This is a genomic window from Streptomyces sp. NPDC091279 (genome assembly GCF_044757465.1).
GTDB lineage: Bacteria > Actinomycetota > Actinomycetes > Streptomycetales > Streptomycetaceae > Streptomyces.
Genome location: NZ_JBIVVA010000006.1, coordinates 320,008 through 346,289, shown reverse-complemented (window position 1 = coordinate 346,289; position 26,282 = coordinate 320,008). Strand labels below are relative to the sequence as shown.

Below are 26,282 nucleotides of genomic sequence, written 5' to 3'. Positions count from 1 at the left end.
GAGGTTGAAGTGAGCACGTTCCAGGGCGCTTTGAGGCATGTGTGCAGCATGCCCAAGCGGTGCATGAAGGTGGACGTCGATCCCGCGACGAAGACGGCGTACGTGCTGTCGGTCGAGGGCCCCGAGGGCTTCGCGGACTCGTCGGCCCAGTTGCTCGCCGGTGCCTCGCCCGAGGACACCTATGTCGTCGCCGTGAGCCTCACGGGCGAGCCCGATCCGACGATCGTCCTCGACGCCGGGGACAAGCTCGACGGGGCGTACCAACTCGCTTTGGACGGGCGCGGGAACGCCTTCTCCGGGCTGCTCACGGAGGACGGCATGGTGCGGGCGACGTTCGCCTCGAAATCGGTGACGAAGGTCAACTGCCCGGTGAGGCAACCGTATTCGGTGGCTCTGAGTGCGACGCGGGACGCCCTGTTCACCATGGAGCGGACCACCGGCAGGCTCTACAAACTGACGCTGACCGGTGAGGGGATGCTCGACGACACGTTCCCCGCGATCGGCGCCGCCAAGAACTGGTACGACGGGCTCAGGGTCGACGGTTCCGCCGCCTACGCGGTCAAGGACCTCGCGGAGATCTGGCGGGTCGATCTGACGGGGCACACCGTCTCCGCCGTTCCCTGGAAGGCGAGCAGCACGCGCCTGGCCGCCGTTCAACCGTCCGGCGCCGGAACGCTGTTCGTGCTCGACCAGACGACGCTGTGGGAGCTGGACCTGTCCTCCGGGAAGCCGACCAAGCTCGCGGACGTTCCCGGCGGCCATGCCGAGGATCTGGTCCTGGACGGCGCGGACCTGTACATCGTCACCTTCGACCGGGAGATGTACGGGTACGGGGTCGGCGCCGGGCGCGCGTCCGGCTGAGGCGTCGACGGGCGGCGAGGGCCGGTTCTTCGGCCAGATCGGCGGCGCCGGGCCGCGCCGGACCAGCGCGCGGCCGGTGCCCCCGTCCAACGGCCCGTTCAGCCCCGACGGCTTCACCCCGGCCGCCCGATCGAGATGCCGGAAGGCGCCGGTCGGCCGGGGAGCGCGGGTCGGCAGGGGAGCAGGCCCGCCTGTCCGGTCGTCACCCTCTCCCCGCCCGGCTTGCCCAACTAAGCGCAGAACGCGCCCTGTTCACTTGTCCGGTCGTCGCCTACGCGGTGTAGTGAATCGCTCGACGGAGCGTGGCGACAATGCGATCCCGCACGCCCCGCGCGCCGACCGGACCGGCGCGGGTTCCGGCGCCACGCACGGGCCGCAGAAACATCCCGCTTCCCCCATATTCGCCCCCTGGCGGATTCCCGGCGGATCTGGATCATGCGCGCAGATCTCTTCGTTACGGTGACCACGGGCTGTTGATCACCAAGGGGTCACAACGACCCGACAGCGCAGCCGAGTTGATCGAAAATCCGCCCGCAGCACCCCGCCCGCCCACGGGCGACCTTCTCTCCTAGGAGTGTCATGAGCACGTCACGACTGTCGTTCCTCCGCACGGTTCGGGCGGCCCTCCCGTCCCGCGTCATCACCGTCACGACGCTGGCCTTCGCCCTGGCCGCCGCGCCCGGCGTGGCGACGGCCGCGCCGGCCACCGCCAACACGGTCCCCGCCGCGTCCGTCCTGGCCGACAACCCCATCAGCCTGTGGGGCGGTTACGTCGTCTCCGGCAAGGAGGGCGACTTCGACTCCGTCTCCGCCGAATGGACCGAACCCGAGGTGACGTGCAACTCCACCGACGACGCCTTCGCCCGCTGGGTCGGCCTCGACGGCTGGGACGGCGAGACGGTCGAGCAGCAGGGCGTGGCCGTGCAGTGCGCGACCGGCACGCCGGTGCACCGGCTGTGGTGGGAGATGTTCCCCGACCACGTGCAGTTCCAGGACACCGCGAAGTGGCCGATCCAGGCCGGTGACCACATGCTGTCGTGGACCTCGTACGAGGGCGACAACCAGTACCGGCTGCTCGTCGGCAACCTCAGCAGGGGCTGGGAGTTCGTGACCGTGCAGACCCTCGCCGCGAAGAACGCCAGCGCCGAGGCGGTCATCGAGTCCGGCACCGGCAGCTACCCGCAGTTCGACTCGGTCGGCTTCACCGACGTGTACGTCAACGGCAAGGCGATCTCCACCTACGGTCCGCTGGCGGTGGACGCGGGAGCCAACGGCATCCGCCAGGCCCGCACCGAGCCCCTGAAGGAGAACGGCACGGACTTCGACATCACCTTCGTCCACGAGTAGGCCGAACGACTGAACACCCTTGCACAACAGGGGAGTTGATCGGCACCCCCGCCCCCGGAAGCCACCCCGCCCCGACGCCGGGTACGTGACGCCACGGACACCGGGGATATGAGGTCACGGACGCCGGGGCGGTGTCGTCGCACGTCGGCCAACGGCGACCGGCGCAACTCCCAAGGGGACTTGGGCGGGTCCGCAGGGCCAAGGGTCAACAGGCCCCCGGCACAAGGGACATGAGGCCACGGATGCCGGGGTCAGGTCGTCGCGCGGTGGTCGACGGCGACCGGGCCTCGCCCCGAAGGGGATTGAGCGGCGACCGTCACCTACGGAACCAACAGGCCCCCGGCGCCCGGCACATGACGTCACGGACGCCGGGGGTGGGGCGTCGCCGCACGTCGCTCAACGGCGACCGGACCTCACCGGTTCGTTGCCGTTGCCGTTGCCGCTGTCGCTGCCGCAGGCGTGGCCTCGCTGACCAGTTGGGTCATGGCGCGCTGGGCGAGGGTCTGTTCGTGGAGGCGGCGGGCGGATTCCAGCAGGCGGATGCTGTCCGGCCCCCACATGCGACGCAGGACGTAGCGCTCGTAGGGCCCCTGCTGCATCAGCCAGGCGATCGGGAGGAACAGCTTGGCCGCGCGGACGGCGGCCTTGTCCTTGCGCGGGCCGATGCCCATCGAGCGGCGCGTCTTGGCGGGCAGGGCGCCGATGACGGGGAGTTCGACCAGGGCGGTCTGGAGCACGTACGGGATGAGGGCGCGCAGGTGGGAGGGGTGGAAGTTCCGCTTCACCGTCTCCATCGCCAGTTTCTCCCAGTCCTCGCCGGTGCCGGGGGTGATGTTGACCGTCCCGGTGGGGGCGAAGAGGTCGGCGTATTTCTCGTAGAGCGCGCCCAGTTCGGCCATCGAGGTGGGGATGTCCTCCTCGGGGGCGCCGACCAGCCGCAGATAGGCGGCCGACTCCGCGATGAACTGGTCGCGCTGCTCCGGCGGAAGGCGGTGCGGCATCCTGCCGTCGCGGAAGGCGAACGCCTCGTAGACCCGCAGCATGGGGTGCATCTCCGTCAGCGCGGCCCACATCGCGTCGCGCGGCCCGCTCGCCGCGTAGCCGCCGAGTTCGGGGCGGGCGACGTCGATGACGTCACCGGCGACGCGTTGGTGGATGTTGTGCAGGTGCTTGGCCATGAGCTTGGCCGTCTTGGAGTCGCCGAGCCACATGGGGGCGTGCATGCCCGAGTTGCGCGACAGCCGGTCGAAGACGTCCAGCATGTTCAGCGTGCCCGCGCGCGCCTTGCGGGCCACCGGGTCACGGTCGCGCAGGCCCGCGCTGATCGGGCTGTACCCCTTGGTCTGCACCGCGGCCTGGGCGGCGTTGAGGAACACGACGGTGGCCGGGTGCAGGAGAACCTCCCAGACGACGCTGCCGGGTCCGAAGAGACCGTGGTCGGGGGTGCCGTCCTCGTGCGACGACCCTCCGGCCGGTGTCGGTTCCCCGAAGCGCCGCCAGCGCTTCTCCGTGCCGAGGAGATCCTCCCTGGTGATCTTGACCTTGGCCGGCTTACCGCCGTGACCTGCGGCGACAGTGCTCATGACGTATCCCTTCGTCCCGTCCGGCTTAATTCCCGCCCGGGAATTAACCTGATCGGCAAGCTATGCTCGGGCGTGCGCCACGTCAACCCCGTGAAGCACGAGAGACGCGAGAGACACGGCAGGTGCGCGGTGCGAGAGGTGCGGGAGGGTGCGATGCGGAGGAACGCCGTGGAACAGACGTCCGGGGTCGACGGCCGACGGGGCCGGGGGCGACGGGCGGGGCTCGACCTGGCGCGCATCATGGAGGCGGCCCGTTCCCTGGACACCGGCACGCTCACCATGCAGGCCGTCGCCGACCGGCTCGGGGTCGACCGCAAGGCGGTGAACCACCATGTCAGCGACCGGGAATCCCTGCTCAGGCTTCTGGCGATCGACACGTTCGCGAAGGGCTCGCCCGGCGTCGAGATCCCGGCGACCGCGTCGTGGCAGGAGGCGTGCCGACGGTACGCCGACGCCTTCACCGACAGGCTGATCGCCGCGGACGCTCTCGCCGAGCACCTGATGCCCGACGACTCGCTCTACGCGCCGTTCATCGAACCGGCCGACGCCGTCGCGCAACGGATGACCGAGGCCGGTTTCGACGACGAGGGCGCTGTGCGGTGCCTCGCGCTGCTGACCAACCTCTGCTGGGCCTATGCCCGCGACGCCCTCTCCGTCTCCCCCCACGGCGAGGGGCTCCGGCCCCGACTGACCCGCGCCCTCGTCGAGGGGCGCGACCCGGGAACGTGCGCGAACCTCACGCGGCTCGTGGAGCGCGGCGTCGACACGTACGACCGCGACCAGTTCGCCCTGAGCATCGAGATCTTCCTCCATGGCGCGGAGGCGACACTCCTGCGCGGGCCGGCGGACAGCGCGACGGCGGATCGGCCGCACCGGGGTACATGAGAACGGCGCTGCCGGGAGGTCGGCCACATACCCCGGGCCCCCTGGGGGGTCGGTGATCGGCCCCGACGGCGAGGCCATCCCGCGCGTCAAGCAACTCCTCGGCCAGGACTGGTACTTGGAGGAACTGACCCGGCGCAACCACGGCCAGGCCACCGCCCTCTGGAACGCCCTGATGCCCACCCCCGAAGCCCCGACCCACTGACACCGATCAGCCCCGGGCCCCCGAGCCGCCGAGCCGCCGCGCACGGCTCACGCCCCTCGCCCACCCCGGCCGGACAGGCCCTAGCATCGGGGCGCATGATCGTATGGCTCAACGGCACCCACGGCGCCGGCAAGACGACGACCAGCCCCCTCGTGCAGCAACTGCTGCCGGACTCAAGGGTGTTCGACGCCGAGAAGGTCGGCGAGACGCTCATGGACATCTCGCCGGGGCTGCCCGCGACGACCAACTTCCAGCACTGGCCGCCCTGGCGCCCCCTGGTCGTCGAGACCGCTCGCCGGGTGCTCGACTACACCGGCGGGACCCTGGTGATCCCGATGACGGTTCTGGTGGAGGAGTACTGGCGTGAGATCAGCGCCGGACTCGCCGAACACGCCATCCCCGTACGGCACTTCGTGCTCCACGCCGATCAGGACACCCTGCGCGGACGCATCGCGGGCGACCCCCTCGGCCCGAACTCCCCGTTCCGCCTGGAGTATCTCGATCCCTACGCGGAGGCGGCCCGCACGTGGTTGCACCGCGAGGCCGAGGTCGTCGACACCACCCATCTCACGCCCGCCGAGGCCGCCCGGCGGATCGCGGAGGCCCTCAAGGACGAGGGCCCCCTCGACATCACGGGATGAGGTCCGACCCCTCCCCCGAACTCACCGCGCCCAGCCACCAGTCACCGAACTCCCCTCCCCCACACCTCAGTTCAGTCACGGAACCCGCGTACCCCACCCTCAGTCACGGAACGCCGCGACGTTGCGGGACGCCCACTCCGCGAACCGGCGTGGGGCGCGGCCGAGGACGTTCTCGATGTCGGGGCTGATGGCCAGTTCGGCCGGGTTCGGGGCGCCGAGGATGGTCAGGGTGTCGTCGGCCAGTTCCGCGGGCATGCTCAGGGCCATCCCGGCCTTGGCCTCCTCGCGGGTGAGTTCGTGGAACCGTACCGGCGTGCCGAGCGCGGCGGCGAGGGCCTCCGTCTGCTCACGGGGCGTGATCACCTCCGGGCCGGTCAGCGTGTGGACGGCGCCGTTGTGCCGGTCCTCCAGCAGGCAGGCAGCCGCCACCTCGGCGATGTCCGCCGGGTCGACGATCGGCAGCCCGACATCCCCGAACGGCGCGGCGACGACGCCTCGTCGACGGATGGACTCGGCCCACCACAGGGTGTTGGAGGCGAAGCCGCCGGGCCGCAGGATCGCCCACTCCAGGCCGGATTCCCGCAGGGTGTCCTCCAGCGCGCGCATCACGACCCGCGTCGCCCCGAGGGGCCTGGTCGCCGCCCCCTGCGTGGAGAGCAGGACGACCCGGCGGACCCCGGCGGCCTCGGCCACGCGGATCAGGTCGGCCGGGCGGGCGTCAGGGGCGTGCAGGTCGCCGGAGAGCAGCAGGAACAGCGCCTTCGCTCCCGCCAGCACGGGCTGGAGTCCGGCCGGGTCGGCCAGGTCGGCGGCCACATGCCGCACGCCGTCCGGCACCGCGGCCGCGTGCCGCGACACCGCCGTCACCCGCTGCCCCGCGTCGGCCAACGCCCGCGTCAACGGTCGCCCGATGTTCCCGGTGGCCCCGGTCACCACGATCATGTCCAACTCCCTTGCCCTGTAAGCCATATGCGCTGCATACAAGCCGTATGCGCCACGCGTTGTCCGTGACCGCACGCTAGGAGATTGGCTTACTTTTCGTAAGGACATACCCGAAGGTAAGCTCCTCACATGATGGAAGGCATGCAGGACAGAGAGGTCGGGACCGGGCAACGGTATGAGGTGTTTCACACCGACTGCCCCGCGCGTGAGGTGGTCGGCCATGTCACCAGCAAGTGGGGCAGCTGGGTCCTGATCTCCCTGCGCCACGGCAGCCTGCGCTTCTACGAGCTGCGCGAGAGCATCCAGGGCATCAGCGAGAAGATGCTCGCCCAGACGCTGCGCACCCTGGTCCAGGACGGCCTGCTCTGGCGCGAGGTCGAGCCGACGACCCCGCCCCAAGTCACCTACGGCCTCACCGACTTCGGCAAGGAACTGGGCGCCCCCCTCTCGGAACTCCTCGACCGGATCACCCGACGCCTGGGCCCCCACGACAGCCCAGGACATCGGGACGAGGTCAGCCGGGACGAGGTCAGCCGGGACGGCGTCAGCCGGCCTCCGGCCCCCCGGCCTTGATGACCGCGAAGACCCCGCCCTGCGGGTCCTGCACGATGGCCATCCGCCCGGCCAGCATGTCGACCGGCGGGGCCAGGACACTGCCGCCCGCCCGGACCAGCGCGTCGACCGTGCTGTCGGTGTCGTCGACCGCGAAGTACGTCAGCCAGTGCGAGGGCACGCCGGGGGCGTCGGAGAGGGCCTGCATGCCGCCGACGGCCCGCTCGTCGACGTTGAGCGAGAAGTATCCGTCCGACCCCTTCATGGTCACGGCGCTGATGCCGAGGGTCGTGGCGTAGAACGACGCGGCGGCGTCGGTGTCGCTGGTGTTGAGCTCGTTCCAGATGATCGCGCCGGGTTCGTTGACGATGCCCGCGCCGGGGAAGTCGTTGGCCTGCCAGAGGCCGACGACGGCGCCCGTGGGGTCGCTCACGACGCTCATCCGGCCGAGCGTCATCACGTCCATGCCCGGCACCATCACCTGGCCGCCGCTGCCGGTGACCGCGGCCGTCGTGGCGTCGAGGTCCGAGGTGGCGAGGTAGGTCGTCCACGCGACCGGTGGCATGGGGTCGGGGGTGCTGCCGTCCGGGTTCATCGCGGCCATGATCCCGGCGACCGGGCGGCCCTCCAGGGTGCAGAGCGCGTACCCCCCGCTCTCCGGCGGCCCCACCTCCCCCTGCCAGCCGAACAGATCACGGTAGAAATCAAGAGCCGCCTGCTGGTCGGGAACCATCAGGTCGACCCAGCAAGGGGTACCGGGCGCGTAAGGACCAGTGACGATAGCCATGGACGGTCTCCCTGGGATGACGGAGTAAACAGCGGCGCGGCAAGCACCGCCCTGAGCATCCGTGATCTCTCCACCGACACCCCACCCGAACCACAGCCGGACACCAGTTCACACATACAGGCTAAAAGTGATGAACGGTGTCATATCGATCGACGGCCCCGTCCTCATCACCGACCTGGGTAATGAATTCACCCGGCTTCCCGACCGAGTGAACCGGCTTCCCGGCTGCAACGTCGTTCCGGTCGGTGAGCCGGTGAGCCGGTGAACCGGAGGAGTCCGAGCGGTTCGTCGGAACGTCGGAACGTCGGAACGTCCATGACCAACACAGTCCGGTGCGACGGTAGGCGCGGCGGGCATGACAGAGGAAAGGTGCGTACGCATGGGTACCAGTGGCGTCATCGGCGGGACCGGAACGGGAGAGGGCGGCCCGGAAGAGCCGTCGGTTCCCGCGCCGGACAAGATCGAGGGGGGTGTCTCGGGGGAGCGGCTGGTGCTGTTCACCGACGCGGTGACCGCGATCTCCATCACCCTGCTGATCCTGCCGCTGGTCGACCTCGTCCCCGAGGTCGCGGCCGCCCACGAACCGGCTCGCGAGGTGATCACCGGCCATCTCGACCAGGTCTGGAGCTTCCTGCTCAGCTTCGCGGTGATCGCGAACATCTGGCGGGAGCACCACCAGTCCTTCTCGACGGTCCGTACGGCCACCCGCCCCCTGACGGCGTGGAACATGGGGTGGCTGCTGTCGATCGTCGTGCTCCCCCTCCCGACGGAGATGATCGGTGCCTTCGGCGGCGACCGGTTCGTGGCGGCGTTCTACTACGCGGTGCTCCTGGCCGGCATGGTGTGCCGACTGGCCATGTTGAAGATCCTCAAGAGCAACCCGGGGATGGTCGAGGGGGACGGCGAGGAGACCCGCGCGAGGACCGCGCACCTGTACACGAACAGTTGGCTCAACGTCGTCGCCGTCGCCGTCGCGTTCGCCGTCGCCCTCGCCGTACCGGCGTTGCAGTTCTACAGCCTGCTGCTGCTGATCCTGCCGGGGCGGGTGCGCCTCACGGGCCGACGCGGCTCACGCTGAGCGCCGCAATGCCCCCCACCACCCCGAGACGCCAAAATCCCCGGGCCCCCAAGTCCCCTAAAAATCAGGGGAGTTCCCCGGAGTTCCCCCCTAGAGTGCCCGAAAAGCACGCGCCGAAGGGAAGGGCACCGCGTTCCTCTTCATGCCGATGTTCGGCGACGGCGTCCGCGTGGCCGCCGACGTCGGCATGTACGCGCAGAACTTCCTGCTCTCCCTGACCGCGCGGGGCCTCGGCGGCATCCCGCAGGCCGTCCTAGGCTTCCACGCCGACACCGTCCGCGACATCCTGAACGTCCCCGAGGAACTCAAGCTCCTGTTCGGCATCTCCTTCGGCGAGATCGACCGAACCGCCCCGGAGAACACCTTCCGCATGGGCCGAGCCCCCCTCACCCAGACGGTCACCCTGCACGACACCCCCGGGGTCCTCTGAGGGGCGCGGGAAGCGGAGCCCGGGAACGTCAGGCCCGACCGACGATTCCGGCGAACGTCCCCGCCCCGCAGCCGACCACGGCCGGGCACGGTGCCGTGAAACGGCGTTGCCCCCGCCCATGACGATCACTAAGGCCGGCCAGGTGACTGCCGACCCGGACGGCCACAACATGGAGATCATCACCCGCCCCTACGCCCGCCCTTAGCCCCGACGGCACGCCTCACGCGCGGGTCGTGACGCGCTCGCGGAGTTCGGCGGCGGCCGGGCTGTCGGGGAGCGCGGGCAGCCGGGCGGCGATGTTGGTGAGGCCGTCGTCGATGCGGACGGACCGGACGCCGTCGGCGCAGTCGAGGAACGCGTTCCAGGTGGCCAGGGCTGTTTCGGTGGCGCCGCGCTTGAGCTGGACGTGACCGAGGTCGGCCAGCACGATCGCCCGGGTGCGTCTGCGGTCGAGGCCGTGGATGTCGAGGGCGAGGTGGAGGTGTTCCTCGGCGGCGGCGAGGTCGCCGAGCCTGGCGTGGATCATGCCGGACTCGTGGGCCCACCGACCGTGGCTGTAGTGACTCGCCCAGGACTGCCCCGGCAGGGCGGGCGCATGCTCGATGGCGGCCTGGGCGGAGGTGAGGAGTTTCGCGGCGGTGGCGTGGTCGCCGTCGGCTGCGGCAGCGCGGGCGTAGGTGTTGCGGTAGTACGCCAACGCCTTGGGGTTGGCCACCTTCCGCCCGCGCTGCTCACACGCCTCGGCGAGCCGGACGGCGGTGGGAATGTGGCCGAGGTCGACGGCCTGGTCCGCGAGCCCGCGCAGGGCGGTGGCGGAGAGTTCGTTCTCACCGGCCTCGGCAGCGAGCCGGTAACTGTGCAGGTGGTACTTCTGACTGAGGCCCTGGTTGCCCTCGTCGCGGGCCATCCACCCGATCAGATGCACCAACTCACTGGCAGCGGCGAACAGTTCACGTCCGGTCCTGTCGCTGTAACGGCCGTCCAGCCACCGTTTGACGTCCAACGTCAGGTAGCGCACGGCCAGATGCCGAGCATGACAGCCCCCAAGCTCCGAGGCCGCGTCCCCCAAATTGGCGGTCATCGTGCGAACGGCGCCCACTTCCCCCATCCCAACACCGACGGCCCCGGGCCGGTTCACCCGCCGGGTGACAGCCTCGGCGTCGGGAAGGCCAAGCCCAGCAAGGCCGACAGCCACAGACGCCACGAAAAGGTGCCGCCGCTCCACTCCACCACCTCCCAAGCCCACGGTACCGACGAACCAGTCGGAATAGCCAAATACGCGACTCCACCCACCCAAGGCGACTCCCCCACACGAACACGCCCATCCCCAACGACCCCGCACCCAAACCCGAGGCAGCACCCCCGCCCACCCAGGGGCGCGGGGCTGTACCAACATGCGACTCCGCCGCGCGGGCGCGACCAGCCCCAACGGCCCCGCACCCACCCACAACCGGAGGCACCTCCAGGGGCGCGAGGAACTGCGCGACCAGCCACAACGCACCCGCACCCACCCACGACCGCCGTCTTCAGGGGCGCGAGGAACTGCGCGACAAGCCACAACGCACCCGCACCAGCCCCCCAGCACCAGCCACCCCACCCCCACCCCCACCCTCACCCTCACCCCCCGCCCCACGCCCCACGTGCACCCCCGCCCCACGTGACCCACCTCACCGCGCCCCCGCCGGAACCCCGCCCCTCCCCCGGAGAGACACCTGCTGTGAGGTGTGATGAAGAGAAAGACCGGGATCACATGCGGGCAAACATCAGAGCGGGCAACCCCGAAACCTTCGCCGCGCTATACGAGGAGCACGCCAAGCCCATCTACAACCACGCCTTCCGCCTGACCGGCGACTGGTCAACCGCAGAAGAGGTGCTGTCGGAAACGTTCCTCACAGCCTGGCGCACCCGCCACACCGTGGACCCGGAGGGCGGCCCCCTCCACCCATGGCTCTACGGCATAGCCACGAACAAGGCCCGCAACGCCAACCGAGGAACCGGCCGCCGCCTGGCGTTCCTGGCCCGCCGCCCACCCCCGGACCCCGTACCGGACATCGCGGAGGCCACCGCCGGCCGAGTCGACGACACCCGCCAACTCGCGGCGTTGAAGCGGGCGTTGGCCGGACTACGCCGTCAGGAACGCGAGGTGCTGGCCCTCTGCGTCTGGTCCGGCCTGGACTACGCGGAGGCGGCCGAGGCCCTGGGCATCCCGATCGGCACGGTGAGGTCCCGCCTGTCCAGGGCACGTTCGCGCCTGCGACGCCTGACCGACGAGGAACTCCACAACGCCCCCGCACCCGGCACCGCACCCGCCCCCGCACCCGCACCCGGCACCGCCCCGGAACCCCACCCCCGCCAAGGAGAGGTACCTCGCAGGGCCCCCTTCACGGCCGCCCTGCCCATCCAGGAGGAAGCCCGATGACCGACCGCACCTCCGGCCACCGCCCCGAGCAGGCCGAACTTGAGGAACTGGCAAGCCTGTTGCCGTTCCCGGCCGAACGGGACCTCCCCCCTGGCCGCCATCTCCACCACAAGGAAACGTTGATGAACCTGATCGACAAGGAAACCGACGAAGCCCCCGCACACCAGCCCGCCACCCCCCGCCCCCATGTCCCCCATGTCCCCCATGTCCCCCGTTTCCGCCGCCCCGCACTCCTCCTCCCCGCCGCCGGACTGGCCCTGACCACCGCCCTGTTGACCACCCTCACCCTGACGAACCAGAACGCCACCACCTCCCCGCCCTCTGCGAAGAGCCCCAGCACCGATACACGCACCGACACCCGCACCCGAACCGGAACCGCCCCCCACGACGCAACCCTCCTCCTCGACCGCATCGCCACCGTCGCCGCGAAGACCACCCAACGACCAGTCACCGCAAGCCAGTTCGTGTACGTGAGAACGCTCCAGACAGGGAACGAGGGCAAGTTCGGCGGCCCGCTGAAGCTGACCAAGGCGGCCGAACGCGAGGTCTGGATGTCACAGAAGCCCGGCGCTGTCACGGACGTCGGCCTGATCCACGAGGACGGCGCGTACTGGCCGATCACGGTCGGCGTCCCGGACGGCGAGGCCCCCGTCGGCTACCCGGCGGGCCTCAACCGCCCCACCTACGCCTGGCTGGCCTCCCTGCCCACCGCCCCCGATGCCCTGCTCGACCGCCTGTCCAAGGAGATCACCCGGGACCAGGACGCCCGCGACACCCCCACCGGCGACCGCAACCGCGACCAGGACGCCTTCGACACCATCGGCGAGTTGCTCCGCGAGACGGTGATGCCGCCGAGGACCGCCGCCGCCCTCTACCAGGCCGCCGCGAAGATCCCCGGCGTGACCGAGGACCCCGACGCGAAGGACGCGGCCGGTCGCCACGGCATCGGCGTCGCCCGCGACAACACCCGGACCGGCGAACGCACCGCCTGGATATTCGACCCGACCACCCTGGCGTACCTCGGTGAACGGACCTACCTCACCAGGGACACCACCCTCGGCAAGAAGGGCGCCCTGCTCCACGTGTCGGCGGTCCTCGAACGCGGGGTCGTCAACGCCCTCCGCGAGCAGCCGTCAACGAAAACGACCTGACCAGGCGGTGCCGAGTCCCCACGGTCCTGGCCTGACGTGGGGTTCCGCAAGATCCGACAGGTGAGATGGAGGGCTCTGCTTTCACTGGGAAAGCGTGGATCTTCCCCTCGCGTACACGGATGCCGGTCGTGTTGCAGCACCGGGACCACGGGAACGTGCGGCGGCCGCCCACGGAGGGCGGGGCAGCCCTTCCTGCTCGATCCCTTGGATGCCCCGGATCTTCGGGTGAACAACTGGTTCGACACCGACGACGTTCGCGGGCTCGCGCCGACGACGTGGAAGAACACGCGTACAGCCTGGTGGTGTGGCTCAGCTTCCTGGCCTCGGCCCGTTCCCTCGCCAAGATTGGGCGGTTCGCATGGCGAGTGGTGAGGCGACTTCCCTAGGCTGCGGCGGCATGAAGGGGCGGCGTGTGGCGACCGCCTCGCGAAGACAGGTGCGGGAGAGCACGGGTGGAGCCCTACAGCAGGCACGGCAAGTTGGTGCGGGACCGGATTCCGCAGATCATCCGCGAAGACGGGGCCGAGCCGGTCACCTACACCGCGGGCCGGGAGGAATACCGCGGCCGGCTGCGGGACAAACTCGGCGAGGAGGTCGCCGAGTTTCTTGATGCGGACGAGGACTCGGCGCCGGAGGAACTCGCGGACGTGCTGGAGGTCGTGCGCGCGCTCGCCGCGGACCTGGGCGTCGACCCGGATCAGCTGGAGAAGATCCGTGAGACCAAGGCAGGTGAGCGGGGCGGCTTCGCCGGCCGTGTCGTCTGGACGGGCAACCGCTGACCGCCGGCCGTCCTCGGCGACGAGTCGGTACGCGACGCGTGCGGCGAACCCTCCCACGTCCTCACCGCGATCGGCTTCACCCGCGACCAGGCCCGCGCGACCCTCCGCCTCGGCATCGGCCGCACCACCACCGACACCGAAATCGACCAGGCCGCCGACCTCATCGCCCACACCGCACACACCCTGATGCCGCCGACGAACTGACCCCGGCCCAGCGCGCCGAGCGCGGCGACCACGTCGGCTGCATCGCGGGCGCCCTGTCCTTCACCGAGTACCGCGCCGGGCTCGAAGCGGCCGGGTTCACCGACGTGGAGTTCACCCCGATCCACACGGTCGCGGACGGGATGCACTCGGCCATCGTGCGCGCGGCCGAACCATAGGCCACCGCGAGCAGCCGCCAACGAAGACGACCTGACCCAACGGCGCCGAGTCCCCGTCACTCACCCCGCCTGAACGTACTCCAGGAACCCACTCCAGACCCCTGGCCCCACCAACAAGCAAGCGGCGTCAGGGGCCTTGGAGTCCCGCACATGAACGGTCCCGGGCGCACACGCAACCTCGACACAGTCGTTGGGATCGCTACTGCTGCTGTAGCTGGACTTGACCCAGCTCAACGCGACCTCGACACAGTCGCCCGGCTCGGGCCCACTGCTGTAGCTGCTCTTGAACCACCGGAGGTCGGACACCCTCACGACCTCCCCGACTCGTGGACCAGGAAGCGAGCCCAACTCGCGGGCGCCACGGCAAAGTTGCCGTAGAAGGGGTTCTTGGAGTCCCGGACGTGGATGGTGGCGGGGGTAACCGCCACCTCCACACAATCACCGGCTTGGCCGCTGTCGCTGTAACTGCTCTTGAACCAGTGAAGTTCAGACATGCACACAGCGTCCCCGGCGCAGGGTCACTTCACGCGTTGACGTCAGCGAACGTCAGAAAATCGACCCAAGTCGCAGGCGAAACAGCGAAGTTGCCGTGGGCCGGGTTCTTCGAGTCACGGACGTGGATAGCGACGGGCGTGTTCGCCACCTCGACGCAGTCGCCAGCCTCGCTACTACTGCTGTAGCTGCTCTTGAACCAGTGGAGTTCCGCGTTGCTCATAGTCTCCCCAGCGTTTGCTCGATGTTGGCCTGCGACTCCCTTGGTGGGAGAGCCTGCGCCCGGATCATGCCATAGCGCAGTTCAAGGATACGAAGTTCCCTGAGACTTGAGACCGGGCGACCGTTGAACGCGCCGTCGGAGCGTCCAACCGCCGTGCCATCCGGAAACTTCAGCACCTCGATGAGCCCCTGAGTACCGGCGTGCTCCTCGCTGTCGGTCGGCATGATCTGAAGAGTGACGTTCTTCAACTGCGACAGTTCCAGCAAGTGTTCGAGCTGACGACGCAGCACCTGCCTCCCCCCGAAGGGTCGTTCAAGCGTCACCTGCTCCTGGATGAAGCTCAGCTCCGGGGCGGGCTCCCGCTCGAAGATGGACTTACGAGCAATGCGAGCGTTGGTCTCCTGCTCCACCACGGCCGGTGAGTACGCCGGACGTCGCATCTCGAACATCGCCCGCGCGTACTCCGGCGTCTGCAACAACCCGTGGATATTGCTGTTGCTGTAGAGCAGCATCTCGGCGGCCTTCGCCTCCATTGACTTCAGCTCGACCACCTTCTTCGGGTACTGGGCGTCCTCCACGTGCTCCCGCATGTTCTTGATCCCACCGCGAGCGCCGAGGTAGTCGTCCGCCTTGTACAGGTAGGGGACCTGCGGAATGCGCGTCCCGTTCTCCATCTTGCGGATCATGGTCTCGCCGTACCCCATGACGGCACCGAAGTCGGCAGCCGAGATACCCCGTAGCTCTCGATAGAACTTGAGGACGCTGCCGACGACTTTCATCGTCGGCGCCATCGCGTCCCCGGGCTCAACAGCCCACCCTGCTTCGTCGATGTCGTTCGCTTCTTTGCTCACGTAGACCCACCTCCAAGCGGCACTTGTACCCCTCCTAACGACGCGGACAGCCGGTACAAGCGGTACAAAACTGCGGACAGTAGCGGCCCCCACACCCGCCGCCACTGATCCAAAGAAGCAGATTCCGCCACTCTGAACACGTGAATCCCGAGATGCGTGCCCCTGGAAACACCCTGATCCCCCCAACTCCGACCCCAACTCCCCCGACCCCCACGCCCATCCCGCCCCTCGCGGAACTCGCGTCCCGCACGTACACCGTGCTGCTCTCCCCCACGCCGCGAGGTGCCCGACTCGCCCGCCTGCTGACCTCGGCCCAACTCCGTTCCTGGGAGCTGCCGTTCGAGAACGCCGCCCACGTCGTCGGCGAGTTGGCGGCGAACGCCGCGACGCACGGCCGCGTGCAGGGGCGGGACTTCCGGCTGACCCTGTACGTGATCGACGACGCCCTCCGCATCGAGGTCACCGACACCCAGGGCGCCCGACTCCCGCACCCCCAACACCCGCTCCCCACCGCGACATCGGGGCGCGGCCTGCTCCTCGTCGAGGCTCTCTCCAACCGCTGGGGCGTGACCGAAGGGCCCCCGCCCCGCAAAACCGTCTGGGCCGAAATCGACCTGTGACCCCACACGGCAACGGCCCGGCGCCCACCTCCGGACCCCGGGCCACGCCGCACCGATCACCAACGGATGAAACCGCCCACCGGCCCATGACCAGGCACGACCACGCTCGTTTCTAGCGTCGCCGCGGCACACAGGAACTGCCGCACACGACGTCAGAAAGGTTGCTGATGAACAAGATCAGACACGTGGCCCGCGCCATCGCCGCGCTCCTCACCCTGGCCGCGTCCGTCCTCGCCGCCCCCGGGTCCGCGTCGGCCGCCGCCGGTCCGTACGCGCAAATCGGAACGTTCTGCACCAGTTGGGAGGGGATCTACGGCAAGGGCCGCTACACCTTCACGGACCTGCGGACCTGCGTCCAGGTCGGCGACAAACAAGGCCGTTCCGCCATGTACTTCGAGGTCGCCAGGAACACCTATTGGTGGGCCGGCGCCTGGTACAACAGCACCCCCGGCTACCCCGCCATCGTCTCCGGCACCGCCAAGATGAGCGCCAACTTTGTCCAGGGCGGTCCGACGGTCAACGTCAGGGGCAACTGGGAACAGACGTCACGCAGCGGCAGGCTGGGCTTCGGCTCCGTCGGGATGCTCAAGTGCGGTGTCCGCACCCTTGAGTTCACCTACCACCAGGTGGGCGCCTACCACGGCGCGGACCGGGCGATCGACGTGAAGCGCACCGACAACGACTTCGTCCTCCCCTGCACCTTCGACAACTGACCGACCCCCCACCAACAGGCCCCGGGCGCACCCCCACCCCGCACCCGGGGCCCGTCGACACGGCACCAACTCCCTTCCCCCTAGCCCGCCATGGGCTTCTCCTTGGCCGACTTCCAGTTCGACGTGGCGAGCTTGAAACGCTCCTGGTGCGCCAGCTCAGGCATCTCCTCCTTGAGCCGCGCCAGCTCCGTCTGCATGAACTTGTTGAACGCGGTGAGTTTCTTCCCGCGCCCGCCTGCGGAAGCCATCGGCTTGCCCGAGGCCTTCCCCGTGCCCGACGCCCGCTTCGCTCCGGGTCCTGCCATGTCTGCCTCCTAGATGTTCCGTTGTCCCGGGACGGCTGAACGACGCCCCTCGTCGACGCGCGAGCCCGTCACGTCCAGCCCGTCACGTCCAGCCCGTCGCGCCGGGCCGCCCGCTACAGCGAGAGGTCCGCACGCAGCGCCCGGACACAGGCGGCCACGGCCTGCTCGGTCGCCGCCCGCGTGTTCTTCCGCTCGTCCTCGTAGTAACCGGCGACCAACAGGTCACCGAGCCCCGCCAGAACGATGCCGGAGGCGTCGTCCCGCACATGCACCACCGGCACCGGACCACCGTCACCGACCTCCAACTCCCCCCGGCTCTCCACCCGGTACTCGACATCCCCGACCACCGCGACATCCCCCTCACCCCCCACCAACGCGAACAACCGCTCCGCGTCCGCCTCGAAGAACTCGGTGGCGTCCTCATAGGTCTCCGCGTCCCGGATACCGAGCGCCCCGGCCAGCCCCCGCGAACCGTCCTCGTCGGTGACGTAGAGGGCGGCGGCGCTGGGCTCGGCGGAGTTGCCGTCGTTGTCCCCGTCGGGATCAAGCAGCCGGTCCAGCAGATAGCTGTCCCACACCGTGTCGGTCTCACCATCGAAGTCGATCTCGCTCAACGCGCTTCCCTTTCTCAGCCCGGACCCCCACCACCAACTGGCCACGGCCCGTGATCACTCGCATACCTACCGCACCACCCACCCCAACAACCCCCGCACAGACGCCCGAACCGACACTCCCCTCCCCGCATGTCCATCGTCCCCACCGACACCACCGCAAGCTACTGTTCCCACCCCCGAGAAAACCCCGAATTCAACCCCTAGGGGAATTCCCGGAATCTCCTCTTCCTTTCTTATCGTCGCATCATCCCTCTTTCTCCGTGCCCGTTTATGAAGCCGATTCTCTGCCGAAAATCCCCCATGGCGTCCCGAATCAGAAGGCCGCCGGGAAACGGAAGGGAAGAAAATGAAGCGCTTCATGAAGAAGGTGGGCCTGGCGTCCGCCCTGGTCATGGCCGGTGCGGGGCTGGCCGCCCTGCCGACCGCCACCGCCCAGGCCGCCGCGCCCTACCCGCTCTGCCCGCGCGTCGCCGCGGTCTGCACCTGGACGGAACCGAGCTTCGACGGAGAAATGCGGATTCTCTTCGAGCGCAAGGATTTCCTCCAGCCGCCCGTGCGCAGCGCGCTGAACCAGAGCTTCGACACCTGGTGTTTCTACGAGCTGCCGGGCTTCAACAATCGCGGCCAGATGCGCGAGGTGAACCGGGGCGAGGAAGTCCACGACTTCGGCTTCCCCGCCCGCTCCGCCCGAGAGGGCCAGTGCCACTGGGACCGCTGAGGCTCCCCCCTGCGGTCGGCAGTGATGTGATCGGCAGCGAAGTGAAGTGAAATGAAGGACCCCGGCGCGGTCATCGCCGGGGTCCCTCGGCCCTGCACGAAGCAGCCTCCCACCCCCGGCACCCCGTTCACCGCCGACTCCCGCTCCCACGTGTCTGTTTACCGCCTCCCCGAATGAGCAAATCGCGGCCTTGTCGCGCCGCCCCGGCCCGGCTGATGATGTCCGTCCGGTCGCGGAACACCTGCGACGGCAGCGGCCCCGTGCGCCTGCCGGGCAGCAAGTCCCTTCTGGGAAACGGCGGTCGACTCGTCGACGCCGCGCACGGCAGCACCGTTCCCCCGCAGCACTCCGTCCCCGACGGCGCACCGGCACGCCCACCCGCCGCGCCCCGTCCCGGACATCGCCCCGCGCACCACGGGCACCCGCGACCGGACACCCGCAACGGACAGGGAGCAGCTCATGAAGGCAGCAGTCGTCACCGAGTTCGGCAAACCGTTGGAGATACAGGAACGCCCCGTCCCGACCCCGGGGCCCGGCCAGTTACTCGTGCGCGTGGAGGCCTCCGGGCTCTGTCACACCGACATCCACGCGGCCCACGGCGACTGGCCTGTCAAGCCGAGCCCGCCCTTCGTGCCCGGCCATGAGGGCATCGGCCCGGTCGCGGCGATCGGGGACGGCGTGCCGCGCGAGTTCCTCGGCCGACGGGTCGCGGTGCCGTGGCTCGGTTCGTCCTGCGGCACCTGCCGCCACTGCGTCTCCGGCTGGGAGACCCTGTGCGAGACGCAGGTCAACTCCGGCTACTCCGTGGACGGTTGCTTCGCCGAGTACGTCGTCGCGAACGCCGGTGCGGTCGTCCGGGTGCCGGGGGCTGTCACGTCGTTCGACGCGGCGCCGCTCACCTGCGCGGGCGTCACCACGTACAAGGCCGTCAAGGTCGCCCGCATCGTGCCCGCCGAGCGGGTCGCCGTCTTCGGCGTCGGCGGCCTCGGCCACCTCGCGCTCCAGTACGCCCGCCTGGTCGGCGCCACCGTCACCGCCGTCGACCTGGAACCGGAGAAACTCGCCCTCGCCGAACGCCTCGGCGCCGACCAGACCGTCAACGCCCGTACCCACGACCCGGTTTCGGAGATCAAGCAGGCCGGGGGCGCCGATGTCGCGATCGTCCTGGCCGCCGCCCCCAGCGCCTTCGAGCAGGCCTACCGTTGCCTCAACCGGGGCGGACGGCTCGTCATGGTCGCCCTTCCCGGCGGCGGCGCGAGCGTCGAAGTCCCCATCTTCGAAACGGTGTTGAGCGGCATCTCGGTCATCGGCTCCATCGTCGGCACCCGCCAGGACCTCGCCGAGGTCTTCGCCCTCCACGCGGCCGGCCGCACCCAGGTCATCGCCGAACCCCGCCGCCTCGACCAGGTCAACGACTCCTTCGACGAGATCCTCGCGGGCACCGCGGAAGCCCGCCTGGTCTTCGAGTTCTAGCAGGCGAAGAAGTCGTCGGCGCTGACGGCCGGTCGGGCGGCGACGCGGGCCTGTCCGGCCGGGAAGGCGGAGCCGGTCAGGCCCTTCCGCGTCGACGGCAACACCCCCGCCGGGCACTCCGCCGCCCCATCACGAAAGAGCCCACCATCCCCAACTGCCCGCAGTCCTCTGCCGTGAACAGCCGCACACGCGGCCGGCCTACAGCCCTCGAACCATGACGGCATACACAGGCGAGTCCTCGGAGGGCTTCGCCTCGCCCACCGCGCGATAGCCCCAAAGCTCGTACAACGCCCGCACCCCGGGCCGCCCGGTCTCCACCAGCAGCGTGACCAGATCGGCCGAGACCGACGCGACCAACTCGTCATGGATCAACCGAGCCCGCCCGGTACCACGCCACCGGGGAACCACCATGAATTCGGACAACGCGAAGACAGCGCCCCTGAGTTCACCGGGCCGCCGATGCCCCTTCCACCAGCCCCCCGGCTTGAACAGAGACCCATACGCGTAACCGACCGCGTCCCCGTCCTCCCACCCCAGCACACAACTCCAGTCCTCCCGCCCCGACCAGAGATCCACAAAGTAGGCAAACCGCTCCCGCGAGTGGAACGGGTCCGGATCACCGGCATACGCCTCGTCATGAACGTCCAACACCAAACCCCGCACCCCCACCGCGTCCGCATGCACGTACCGCGTCATCTCCATGCGCCGAACTCTCCTCTCCACCGGGCGACTTGGGGTAGCGCCTGGCAAGGGGCTCAGGGTGTGGTCGTGGCCGTGTGGAGTTCCTGGTAGGCCGTGGTGAGGTCGGGGGCGTGCACGGTGGTGATCTCCGCTCGGGTGGGGAGGTCGGCGCCTCCGTAGCGTTCGTAGAGGCGCAGGTCCCGCAGCCCGGCCGCCTTCCGGCACAGCTCGCGGACGAAGCGGCCGTTGCCCAACTGGTCGACCGCGCCGGACTCCACGGCGTGCGTGCAGTGGGCCCGCAGCGCGGCGTCCGCGTCGTCGTCGAGGACATCGCCCTGCGCGGCGAGGAAACCGCGGGCGATCCGCACGAGTTCGTCGGCCGAGTAGGAGGGGAACTCCACGCGGGTGGTGAACCGGGACGCGAGGCCCGGGTTGCTGGCGAGGAGCGTGGTCATCTCGTCCGGGTAACCGGCGAGGATCACGACGAGCCGGTCCCGGTCGTCCTCGGCGCGTTTCAGCAGCACTTGCAGCGCTTCGTCGCCGAAGGCGTCGCCGCCGGAGTAGCCGGAGTTCGACAGTGCGTAGGCCTCGTCGATGAACAGGACGCCGTCCAGCGCGGAGTCGATCACCGTGCTGGTCCTGACGGCCGTGTGGCCGAGATGCGTGCCGACGAGATCGACCCGTTGTGCCTCGACGACGTGGCCCTTTTCGAGGATTCCGACTCCGGCGAAGGCCTTGCCGAGCGCGCGGGCCACGGTGGTCTTGCCGGTGCCCGGCGGGCCGACGAACACGAAGTGCTGCGGCGCCGACGCGGTGGGCAGCCCCTGCTGTCTCCGCACCGACGTCATACGCAACTGTGCGACCAGTGTGCGGAGTTGGCGCTTGACGGGCTCCTGGCCCACCATGCCGTCCAGCAGCTCCATCGCCTCGCTCAGCCACGCCTCACGGGTCTCGGCGGTGGGCACGCCCGCCCCGCCGTCCGCCCCGCCGTCCGTGCCCACCGGCGCGGCCGGGGCCTGCGCGGCCGGGGCCTGCGGGGCGGGGGTGGCGGCGGCCGGGACGGTGACGGCCCGCGCGCGGGTGGCGACGTCGGCCAGGTCGGGCGAGCAGCGGAAGGCGTACTGGAAGTGCCGCAGCGCCTCCTCCTCGTTGCCCAGCCCTTCGTGCGCGAGGCCGCGCAGGTAGGCGACCTCGCCCTCGAAATGGCCCTCCCTGCCCAGTTTCTGCGGGAGCGGGGCGAGGGCGTTGAGCGCCTCGTGGAACACGCGCTGCGCCACGAGTGCCGAGGCGACATAGAGCTGGGACTCGTCACGGAGGAAGCCGTCGCTGATGTTCTGCGAGAAGCGCAGGACCAGGGGCCAGTCCTTCTTGAGGAAGGCGTATCTCGTGCAGATGAACCGCGTCTCGTCGCAGTCGAGGCGCGCCTCCGCCAGCGACAACCAGGCCTCGTCGAGGCGCCCTTCGCGCAGGAGTTTCGCCATCACGGCGAGCCAGAGATCCCGCCCGGTCTCCAGCCGGAACACGACGTAGGCGCCCAGGTCGAACCGGGACTTCAACGGCGTTCCGTGCTTGGTGCGCAACGCGCCGAAGGAGGCCCGGTGCAGCGCCATCGCGTCGACGGCCTCGGCCTGCCGATAGCCGGAGGCGTGCAGCCCCAGCCAGGCATCGGCGGCCGACGGGTCATGCCCGACGGCCCGTTCGAAACCCTGCGCGGCCAGGTCGGTCCGGCCCTGCCGGAAGAACCCGACCGCCTCCGTCCACTCCCGTGCGCACTTCCTCGCGGAGTACCGCGGCGCAGACGCTCCCGGCATGCGTTCCCCTCCCCCTGCGGCACGCCACCCCGGCCCCCGCGACCGACGAATTCTCCCACCCCGACCCCCAACCGACCCAACACCAGCCCACCCCCCACCGGCACGGCGCAACGCCCCCTAGCCCACCTCGCCCGTGGACCCCGGCGCCCTGTGCCGGCGGCCGGTGACCAGGCCGCCTGCCGCGCCGAGCGACACCAGGCCCATCATCGCGGCGGCGACGATGCCCTTGATGCCGTCCATCGTGACGTACAGGGCCGCCGCCGTGGCGCCGTTGAAGAGGAAGAGGAACCAGAGGGTGCCCGGGCGGGACAGGAAGGCCTTGATCCTCGGCTTCTTCGCGATGCGGGAGCCCGCGAGGAGGGCGACGACCGCGCCGACGCCGGTCGCGATGGTCTTCTGGGTGCCGTCGAGGAGCGTTCCGGCGCCGGAACTCGCCGCGAGGCCCGCGATGAATCCCGTCCACAGGATCAGGTCGGCGAGGAACTTCCGGACGGCGGCGAGAGGAGCGTTCACGGCAGGGCCTTTCGGGAGGGTGGGCCGCGTTTCGGCCTGCGTCCAGCCTCCCGTCCGGCGGCCCCCGCAACGAGGGAGCGGCCTCCCGGACCGGGGGTGTAGCCCGCTACACCTCACCCCGGCCGGAAGACCGCTCCCCGGCAACGGCGGTTACGCGCGCGCCAGTTCCTTCTCCGCGCCCCGCTCGTCGTCGCCGTTCGCGTCGAGGTTCTTGAGGCCCTCGCCCTCGACGTCGACGTTGGGCAGGACGCGGTCCAGCCACGTCGGCAGCCACCAGGCGCTCTTGCCCAGCAGCGCGAGGACGGCCGGCACGATCGTCATGCGCACGATGAACGCGTCGAAGAACACGGCGATCGCGAGGCCGAAGCCGATCATCTTGATCATGGCCTCGCTGGCGCCGATGAAGCCCGCGAAGACGGCCATCATGATGATCGCGGCGGCGGTGACCACCCGGGCGCCGTGCCGGAACCCGGTGACCACGGCCTGCCTCGGCTCCTCACCGTGCACGAACGCCTCCCGCATCCGGGTCACGAGGAACACCTCGTAGTCCATCGCGAGGCCGAAGACCACGCCGATCATGAAGATCGGCATCATCGACATGACCGGGCCCGTCTGGTCCACGCCCAGCAGTCCGGCGAGCCAGCCCCACTGGAAGACCGCGACGACCGCGCCGAGCGCCGCGAGCACCGAGAGCAGGAAGCCGAGGGCGGCCTTCAGCGGCACCAGGATCGAGCGGAAGACGACGGCGAGCAGCAGGAAGGCGAGGCCGACGACGAGGATCAGGTAGGGGACCATCGCGTCGTTCAGCTTCTGCGACATGTCGATGTTGACCGCGGTGGTGCCGGTGACCAGGACCTTCGCGTCGGTCTCGGCGGTGATGTCCGCGCCCTTGGCCCGGATGGTGTGCACCAGGTCCTGCGTGGTGATCGAGGACGGCTTGGAACCCGGGATGACGGTGATCGTCGCGGTGTCACCGGCCTTGTTGGGCTGGGCCGGGGTGACGGTGACGACGTCCTTCAGGCCCTTGATCCTGTCGCCGACCTCGGTGAAGGCGGCCTGCGGCGAGTCCGCGCCCTTGGCGTCGACGACGACGACCAGGGGGCCGTTGAAGCCGGGGCCGAAGCCCTCGGAGAGCAGGTCGTAGGCGCGGCGCTGGGTGGTGGAGGTGGACTGGGAACCGTCGTCCGGCATGCCCAGTTCGAGGGAGGTCGCCGGGAGCGCCATGGCGCCGAGGCCGAGCACGCCCAGGACCAGCACGGCGACCGGGCGGCGCAGGACGAAGGTGGCCCAACGGGTGCCCATGTTGGGCTTCTCGGCCTGGCTGGCGGACCGGGCGCGACCACCGCCGAGCAGCTTGCTCTTGTGGCCGGTCGGGGTGATCCTGCGGCCCGCATAGCCCAGCAGCGCCGGGACCAGGGTGAGGGCGATGAGGACGGCGACGACGACCGTTCCGGCGGCGGCTATGCCCATCTTGGTGAGCATCGGGATGTTGACGACGGAGAGTCCGGCGAGCGCGATGACGACGGTGAGTCCGGCGAAGACGACGGCGGAACCCGCCGTTCCGACGGCCCGTCCTGCGGCCTCCTCGCGGCCCCGGCCCTCGGCGAGTTCGGCGCGGTAGCGGGAGACGATGAACAGGGCGTAGTCGATGCCGACCGCGAGGCCGATCATCAGGGCCAGCGTCGATGTCGTCGAGCCGAGGTCGAGGGCGTGGGCCAGCGCGGTGATCGACGCGACGCCGATGCCGACGCCGATGACGGCCGTCAGCAGCGGCAGACCGGCGGCGAGCAGGGAGCCGAAGGTGATGACGAGGACGACGGCCGCGAGGGAGATGCCGATGATCTCGGTGGCGCCGCCGGCCTCGGCCGGTGCCTGGAGGGCGTCACCGCCCAGCTCGACGGTGAGTCCGGAGGCCCGCGCGTGCTCGGCCGCCGTTTCGAGGGCGGTGCGGGAGGCGTCCTTCAGTTCCATGCCGGAGACGTCGTAGCGGACCGACGCGTAGGCGATGGTGCCGTCCTTGCTGACGGTTCCGGAGGTGAAGGGGTCGGCGACCGCGGTGACCTCGGAGCCGTCGGCCAGCGTGCTCACCGTCTTCTCGACGGTCTTCTTGTGCGCGGCGTCGGAGATCTTCTCGCCGTCCGGCGCCTTGAAGACGACGCGGGCGGTGGCGCCGTTGGCGGCGGCTCCGGGGAAGCGCTGGTCCAGCAGGTCGAACGCCTTCTGCGCCTCGGTGCCGGGGATGGAGAAAGAGGTGGAGCCCGCCGGTGGGGCGGTGGCGGCGCCGACGCCCGCGAGCGTCAGCAGCGCGACCCAGAGGAGGGCGACGACATGCCGCCGCCGGAAGGCGAACCGGCCGAGTTTGTACAGGAACGTGGCCACGTGGACGTTACTCCGTCAGGTCGTTGGTGGAGCTGGGCAGGGGTGATCGACCCGGCGGGGAGGCAGGGGTGATCGTCCCGACGACTGAGCGGTGACGTCAGGTGGGGAGGGTTCGGGGAAGGGCCGGAGGAGAGGGGTGGGTCAGGTGGTGGGTGCGCCCAGGGCGGGGAGGACCACGGCGTCGATGTACGACAGGAGGAACGCCCGCGTCGGCGGCTGCTCGTCGATCAGCGTCCGCGCCGCGAACCCGCCGATCATCATGTGCAGGAGGTAGCCGAGCGCCGGGTTGTCCGCCCGGACCTCGCCCCGGGCCACGGCCCGGTCGATGACCCGCTGGAACTCGTTCATCTCGGGTTCGATCATGTGCTCGCGGAACGCCCTGAGCAGATCCGGGTTGCCGTGGATCGCCATGGACAGACCCCGCATCAGCGCGGAGTTCTGCTCCATCTCGCAGTCGTCGGAGCGCATCGTGAGGGCGTGCAGGTCGCCCTGGAGCGAACCGGTGTCGACGTCGCCGGTGCGGCCGGGTTTGTTGTGCCGGACCGCCTTGACGACCAGCTCGGCCTTGCCGCCCCACTGGCGGTAGAGGGTGGCCTTGCTGGACCGGGTGCGGGTGGCGACGGCGTCCATGGTGAGGGCGTCGTAGCCGACCTCCCTCAGCAGGTGGAGCACGGCCTCGTACAGCTCGGCCTCGCGCTCGGGCGTGATCCGACTGCGACGCGCCGTTGCGACCTCAGTCATGGTGACTCACCCTTCTCTTTCCTGCTGTGGGGGTGCCCGCCGGGGTTCCGTGGGGGGTGCCACGGCGGGGTACTTCCAGTGTCCTGCCGGTGGGTGACCGGCAGTGCCGTA

General features: G+C 69.9%; 31 protein-coding genes and 1 pseudogene. 17 read left to right on the top strand and 15 right to left on the bottom strand.

The window, feature by feature from the left end; genetic code table 11:
- Nucleotides 1-9: 9 nt before the first annotated feature.
- Both ACIQOU_RS17835 and ACIQOU_RS17830 read left to right on the top strand, forming a co-directional pair.
- Nucleotides 10-861, top strand: coding sequence for a hypothetical protein (locus tag ACIQOU_RS17835; RefSeq protein ID WP_401537657.1), 852 nt, complete (start codon nucleotides 10-12; stop codon nucleotides 859-861).
- A gap of 579 nt (nucleotides 862-1,440) precedes the next feature.
- Nucleotides 1,441-2,208, top strand: a complete 768-nt coding sequence (locus tag ACIQOU_RS17830; RefSeq protein WP_401537656.1) for a G1 family glutamic endopeptidase — start codon at nucleotides 1,441-1,443, stop codon at nucleotides 2,206-2,208.
- Nucleotides 2,209-2,621: 413 nt separating this feature from the next.
- Here ACIQOU_RS17830 and ACIQOU_RS17825 read toward each other — a convergent pair whose 3' ends face one another.
- On the bottom strand, nucleotides 2,622-3,791 hold the full coding sequence (locus ACIQOU_RS17825) for an oxygenase MpaB family protein (protein WP_401537655.1): 1,170 nt from the start codon (nucleotides 3,789-3,791) through the stop codon (nucleotides 2,622-2,624).
- 168 nt (nucleotides 3,792-3,959) lie between these two features.
- On the opposite strand from ACIQOU_RS17825, the gene ACIQOU_RS17820 reads away from it, so the two are divergent.
- The 3 genes from ACIQOU_RS17820 (at nucleotide 3,960) to ACIQOU_RS17810 (ending at nucleotide 5,519) form a co-directional block, all read left to right on the top strand.
- Nucleotides 3,960-4,676 (top strand): TetR/AcrR family transcriptional regulator C-terminal domain-containing protein, encoded by a 717-nt coding sequence (locus ACIQOU_RS17820; protein ID WP_401537654.1) that lies wholly within the window; start codon nucleotides 3,960-3,962, stop codon nucleotides 4,674-4,676.
- 52 nt (nucleotides 4,677-4,728) lie between these two features.
- A complete protein-coding gene (locus ACIQOU_RS17815) occupies nucleotides 4,729-4,878 on the top strand; it encodes a hypothetical protein (protein WP_401537653.1) in 150 nt (49 codons plus the stop codon).
- A gap of 95 nt (nucleotides 4,879-4,973) precedes the next feature.
- Nucleotides 4,974-5,519 carry an ATP-binding protein gene (locus ACIQOU_RS17810; protein WP_401537652.1) on the top strand — a complete coding sequence of 182 codons (546 nt, stop codon included), beginning with the start codon at nucleotides 4,974-4,976 and terminating at the stop codon, nucleotides 5,517-5,519.
- A 99-nt stretch (nucleotides 5,520-5,618) separates the two neighbouring features.
- Here the strand turns inward: ACIQOU_RS17810 and ACIQOU_RS17805 are convergent, their stop codons facing one another.
- On the bottom strand, nucleotides 5,619-6,461 hold the full coding sequence (locus ACIQOU_RS17805) for an SDR family oxidoreductase (protein ID WP_401537798.1): 843 nt from the start codon (nucleotides 6,459-6,461) through the stop codon (nucleotides 5,619-5,621).
- A 129-nt stretch (nucleotides 6,462-6,590) separates the two neighbouring features.
- Between ACIQOU_RS17805 and ACIQOU_RS17800 the strand changes: the two genes are divergently transcribed.
- Entirely contained in the window at nucleotides 6,591-7,034 is a 444-nt protein-coding gene (locus ACIQOU_RS17800; RefSeq protein ID WP_401537651.1) for a winged helix-turn-helix transcriptional regulator, read from the top strand.
- Here ACIQOU_RS17800 and ACIQOU_RS17795 read toward each other — a convergent pair.
- Nucleotides 7,006-7,800, bottom strand: coding sequence for a VOC family protein (locus ACIQOU_RS17795; protein WP_401537650.1), 795 nt, complete (start codon nucleotides 7,798-7,800; stop codon nucleotides 7,006-7,008). The genes ACIQOU_RS17800 and ACIQOU_RS17795 overlap by 29 nt on opposite strands.
- Nucleotides 7,801-7,930: 130 nt before the next feature.
- Here ACIQOU_RS17795 and ACIQOU_RS17790 point away from each other — a divergent pair, with 130 nt between their 5' ends.
- The 3 genes from ACIQOU_RS17790 (at nucleotide 7,931) to ACIQOU_RS17780 (ending at nucleotide 9,308) form a co-directional block, all read left to right on the top strand.
- Complete coding sequence (locus ACIQOU_RS17790) at nucleotides 7,931-8,065, top strand: hypothetical protein (protein WP_401537649.1); 135 nt, start codon at nucleotides 7,931-7,933, stop codon at nucleotides 8,063-8,065.
- 114 nt (nucleotides 8,066-8,179) lie between these two features.
- Nucleotides 8,180-8,878 carry a TMEM175 family protein gene (locus tag ACIQOU_RS17785; protein ID WP_401537648.1) on the top strand — a complete coding sequence of 233 codons (699 nt, stop codon included), beginning with the start codon at nucleotides 8,180-8,182 and terminating at the stop codon, nucleotides 8,876-8,878.
- Between the two features lie 142 nt (nucleotides 8,879-9,020).
- Entirely contained in the window at nucleotides 9,021-9,308 is a 288-nt protein-coding gene (locus tag ACIQOU_RS17780; RefSeq protein ID WP_401537647.1) for a nitroreductase family protein, read from the top strand.
- A 220-nt stretch (nucleotides 9,309-9,528) separates the two neighbouring features.
- Here ACIQOU_RS17780 and ACIQOU_RS17775 read toward each other — a convergent pair whose 3' ends face one another.
- Nucleotides 9,529-10,389 carry a tetratricopeptide repeat protein gene (locus ACIQOU_RS17775; protein WP_401537646.1) on the bottom strand — a complete coding sequence of 287 codons (861 nt, stop codon included), beginning with the start codon at nucleotides 10,387-10,389 and terminating at the stop codon, nucleotides 9,529-9,531.
- A gap of 669 nt (nucleotides 10,390-11,058) precedes the next feature.
- On the opposite strand from ACIQOU_RS17775, the gene ACIQOU_RS17770 reads away from it, so the two are divergent.
- From ACIQOU_RS17770 to ACIQOU_RS17755, 4 genes and pseudogenes are all read left to right on the top strand, one after another.
- Nucleotides 11,059-11,727 carry an RNA polymerase sigma factor gene (locus tag ACIQOU_RS17770; protein ID WP_401537645.1) on the top strand — a complete coding sequence of 223 codons (669 nt, stop codon included), beginning with the start codon at nucleotides 11,059-11,061 and terminating at the stop codon, nucleotides 11,725-11,727.
- Nucleotides 11,724-12,878, top strand: a complete 1,155-nt coding sequence (locus ACIQOU_RS17765) for a CU044_5270 family protein (RefSeq protein WP_401537644.1) — start codon at nucleotides 11,724-11,726, stop codon at nucleotides 12,876-12,878. The genes ACIQOU_RS17770 and ACIQOU_RS17765 overlap by 4 nt, the downstream gene beginning before the upstream one ends.
- A gap of 452 nt (nucleotides 12,879-13,330) precedes the next feature.
- The gene (locus ACIQOU_RS17760; protein ID WP_401537643.1) at nucleotides 13,331-13,657 is read left to right on the top strand and encodes a nucleoside triphosphate pyrophosphohydrolase; all 327 of its coding nucleotides are present in this window, start codon (nucleotides 13,331-13,333) and stop codon (nucleotides 13,655-13,657) included.
- A 188-nt stretch (nucleotides 13,658-13,845) separates the two neighbouring features.
- Nucleotides 13,846-14,037 (top strand): annotated as a pseudogene (locus ACIQOU_RS17755) (arsenite S-adenosylmethyltransferase); the annotation flags it as partial.
- A gap of 60 nt (nucleotides 14,038-14,097) precedes the next feature.
- Here ACIQOU_RS17755 and ACIQOU_RS17750 read toward each other — a convergent pair.
- From ACIQOU_RS17750 to ACIQOU_RS17735, 4 genes are read right to left on the bottom strand one after another with little or no spacing between them, the layout of a single operon-like run.
- Nucleotides 14,098-14,349: a DUF397 domain-containing protein gene (locus ACIQOU_RS17750; protein ID WP_401537642.1), complete on the bottom strand. Its 252-nt coding sequence runs from the start codon at nucleotides 14,347-14,349 to the stop codon at nucleotides 14,098-14,100.
- Nucleotides 14,346-14,531: a DUF397 domain-containing protein gene (locus ACIQOU_RS17745; RefSeq protein ID WP_401537641.1), complete on the bottom strand. Its 186-nt coding sequence runs from the start codon at nucleotides 14,529-14,531 to the stop codon at nucleotides 14,346-14,348. Before ACIQOU_RS17745 ends, ACIQOU_RS17750 begins: the two co-directional genes overlap by 4 nt.
- Before the next feature lie 29 nt (nucleotides 14,532-14,560).
- Entirely contained in the window at nucleotides 14,561-14,752 is a 192-nt protein-coding gene (locus tag ACIQOU_RS17740) for a DUF397 domain-containing protein (RefSeq protein ID WP_401537640.1), read from the bottom strand.
- Nucleotides 14,749-15,543, bottom strand: a complete 795-nt coding sequence (locus tag ACIQOU_RS17735; RefSeq protein ID WP_401537797.1) for a helix-turn-helix transcriptional regulator — start codon at nucleotides 15,541-15,543, stop codon at nucleotides 14,749-14,751. Before ACIQOU_RS17735 ends, ACIQOU_RS17740 begins: the two co-directional genes overlap by 4 nt.
- Nucleotides 15,544-15,755: 212 nt before the next feature.
- Here ACIQOU_RS17735 and ACIQOU_RS17730 point away from each other — a divergent pair, with 212 nt between their 5' ends.
- Nucleotides 15,756-16,223 (top strand): ATP-binding protein, encoded by a 468-nt coding sequence (locus ACIQOU_RS17730; protein WP_401537639.1) that lies wholly within the window; start codon nucleotides 15,756-15,758, stop codon nucleotides 16,221-16,223.
- Nucleotides 16,224-16,390: 167 nt separating this feature from the next.
- Complete coding sequence (locus ACIQOU_RS17725) at nucleotides 16,391-16,936, top strand: hypothetical protein (protein ID WP_401537638.1); 546 nt, start codon at nucleotides 16,391-16,393, stop codon at nucleotides 16,934-16,936.
- 80 nt (nucleotides 16,937-17,016) lie between these two features.
- Here the strand turns inward: ACIQOU_RS17725 and ACIQOU_RS17720 are convergent, their stop codons facing one another.
- Both ACIQOU_RS17720 and ACIQOU_RS17715 read right to left on the bottom strand, forming a co-directional pair.
- Entirely contained in the window at nucleotides 17,017-17,241 is a 225-nt protein-coding gene (locus ACIQOU_RS17720) for a hypothetical protein (RefSeq protein WP_401537637.1), read from the bottom strand.
- Between the two features lie 113 nt (nucleotides 17,242-17,354).
- Complete coding sequence (locus ACIQOU_RS17715) at nucleotides 17,355-17,855, bottom strand: hypothetical protein (RefSeq protein WP_401537636.1); 501 nt, start codon at nucleotides 17,853-17,855, stop codon at nucleotides 17,355-17,357.
- A 346-nt stretch (nucleotides 17,856-18,201) separates the two neighbouring features.
- On the opposite strand from ACIQOU_RS17715, the gene ACIQOU_RS17710 reads away from it, so the two are divergent.
- Nucleotides 18,202-18,573: a peptidase inhibitor family I36 protein gene (locus tag ACIQOU_RS17710; protein WP_401537635.1), complete on the top strand. Its 372-nt coding sequence runs from the start codon at nucleotides 18,202-18,204 to the stop codon at nucleotides 18,571-18,573.
- 459 nt (nucleotides 18,574-19,032) lie between these two features.
- A complete protein-coding gene (locus tag ACIQOU_RS17705) occupies nucleotides 19,033-20,046 on the top strand; it encodes a zinc-dependent alcohol dehydrogenase (protein ID WP_401537634.1) in 1,014 nt (337 codons plus the stop codon).
- Between the two features lie 198 nt (nucleotides 20,047-20,244).
- Here ACIQOU_RS17705 and ACIQOU_RS17700 read toward each other — a convergent pair whose 3' ends face one another.
- From ACIQOU_RS17700 to ACIQOU_RS17680, 5 genes are all read right to left on the bottom strand, one after another.
- Complete coding sequence (locus ACIQOU_RS17700; RefSeq protein ID WP_401537633.1) at nucleotides 20,245-20,748, bottom strand: GNAT family N-acetyltransferase; 504 nt, start codon at nucleotides 20,746-20,748, stop codon at nucleotides 20,245-20,247.
- Nucleotides 20,749-20,801: 53 nt separating this feature from the next.
- Nucleotides 20,802-22,538 carry an AAA family ATPase gene (locus ACIQOU_RS17695; protein ID WP_401537632.1) on the bottom strand — a complete coding sequence of 579 codons (1,737 nt, stop codon included), beginning with the start codon at nucleotides 22,536-22,538 and terminating at the stop codon, nucleotides 20,802-20,804.
- A 117-nt stretch (nucleotides 22,539-22,655) separates the two neighbouring features.
- Nucleotides 22,656-23,051: a hypothetical protein gene (locus ACIQOU_RS17690; protein WP_401537631.1), complete on the bottom strand. Its 396-nt coding sequence runs from the start codon at nucleotides 23,049-23,051 to the stop codon at nucleotides 22,656-22,658.
- 150 nt (nucleotides 23,052-23,201) lie between these two features.
- Entirely contained in the window at nucleotides 23,202-25,430 is a 2,229-nt protein-coding gene (locus ACIQOU_RS17685; protein WP_401537630.1) for an MMPL family transporter, read from the bottom strand.
- A 141-nt stretch (nucleotides 25,431-25,571) separates the two neighbouring features.
- A complete protein-coding gene (locus tag ACIQOU_RS17680) occupies nucleotides 25,572-26,171 on the bottom strand; it encodes a TetR/AcrR family transcriptional regulator (protein ID WP_401537628.1) in 600 nt (199 codons plus the stop codon).
- Between the last annotated feature and the right edge of the window lie 111 nt (nucleotides 26,172-26,282).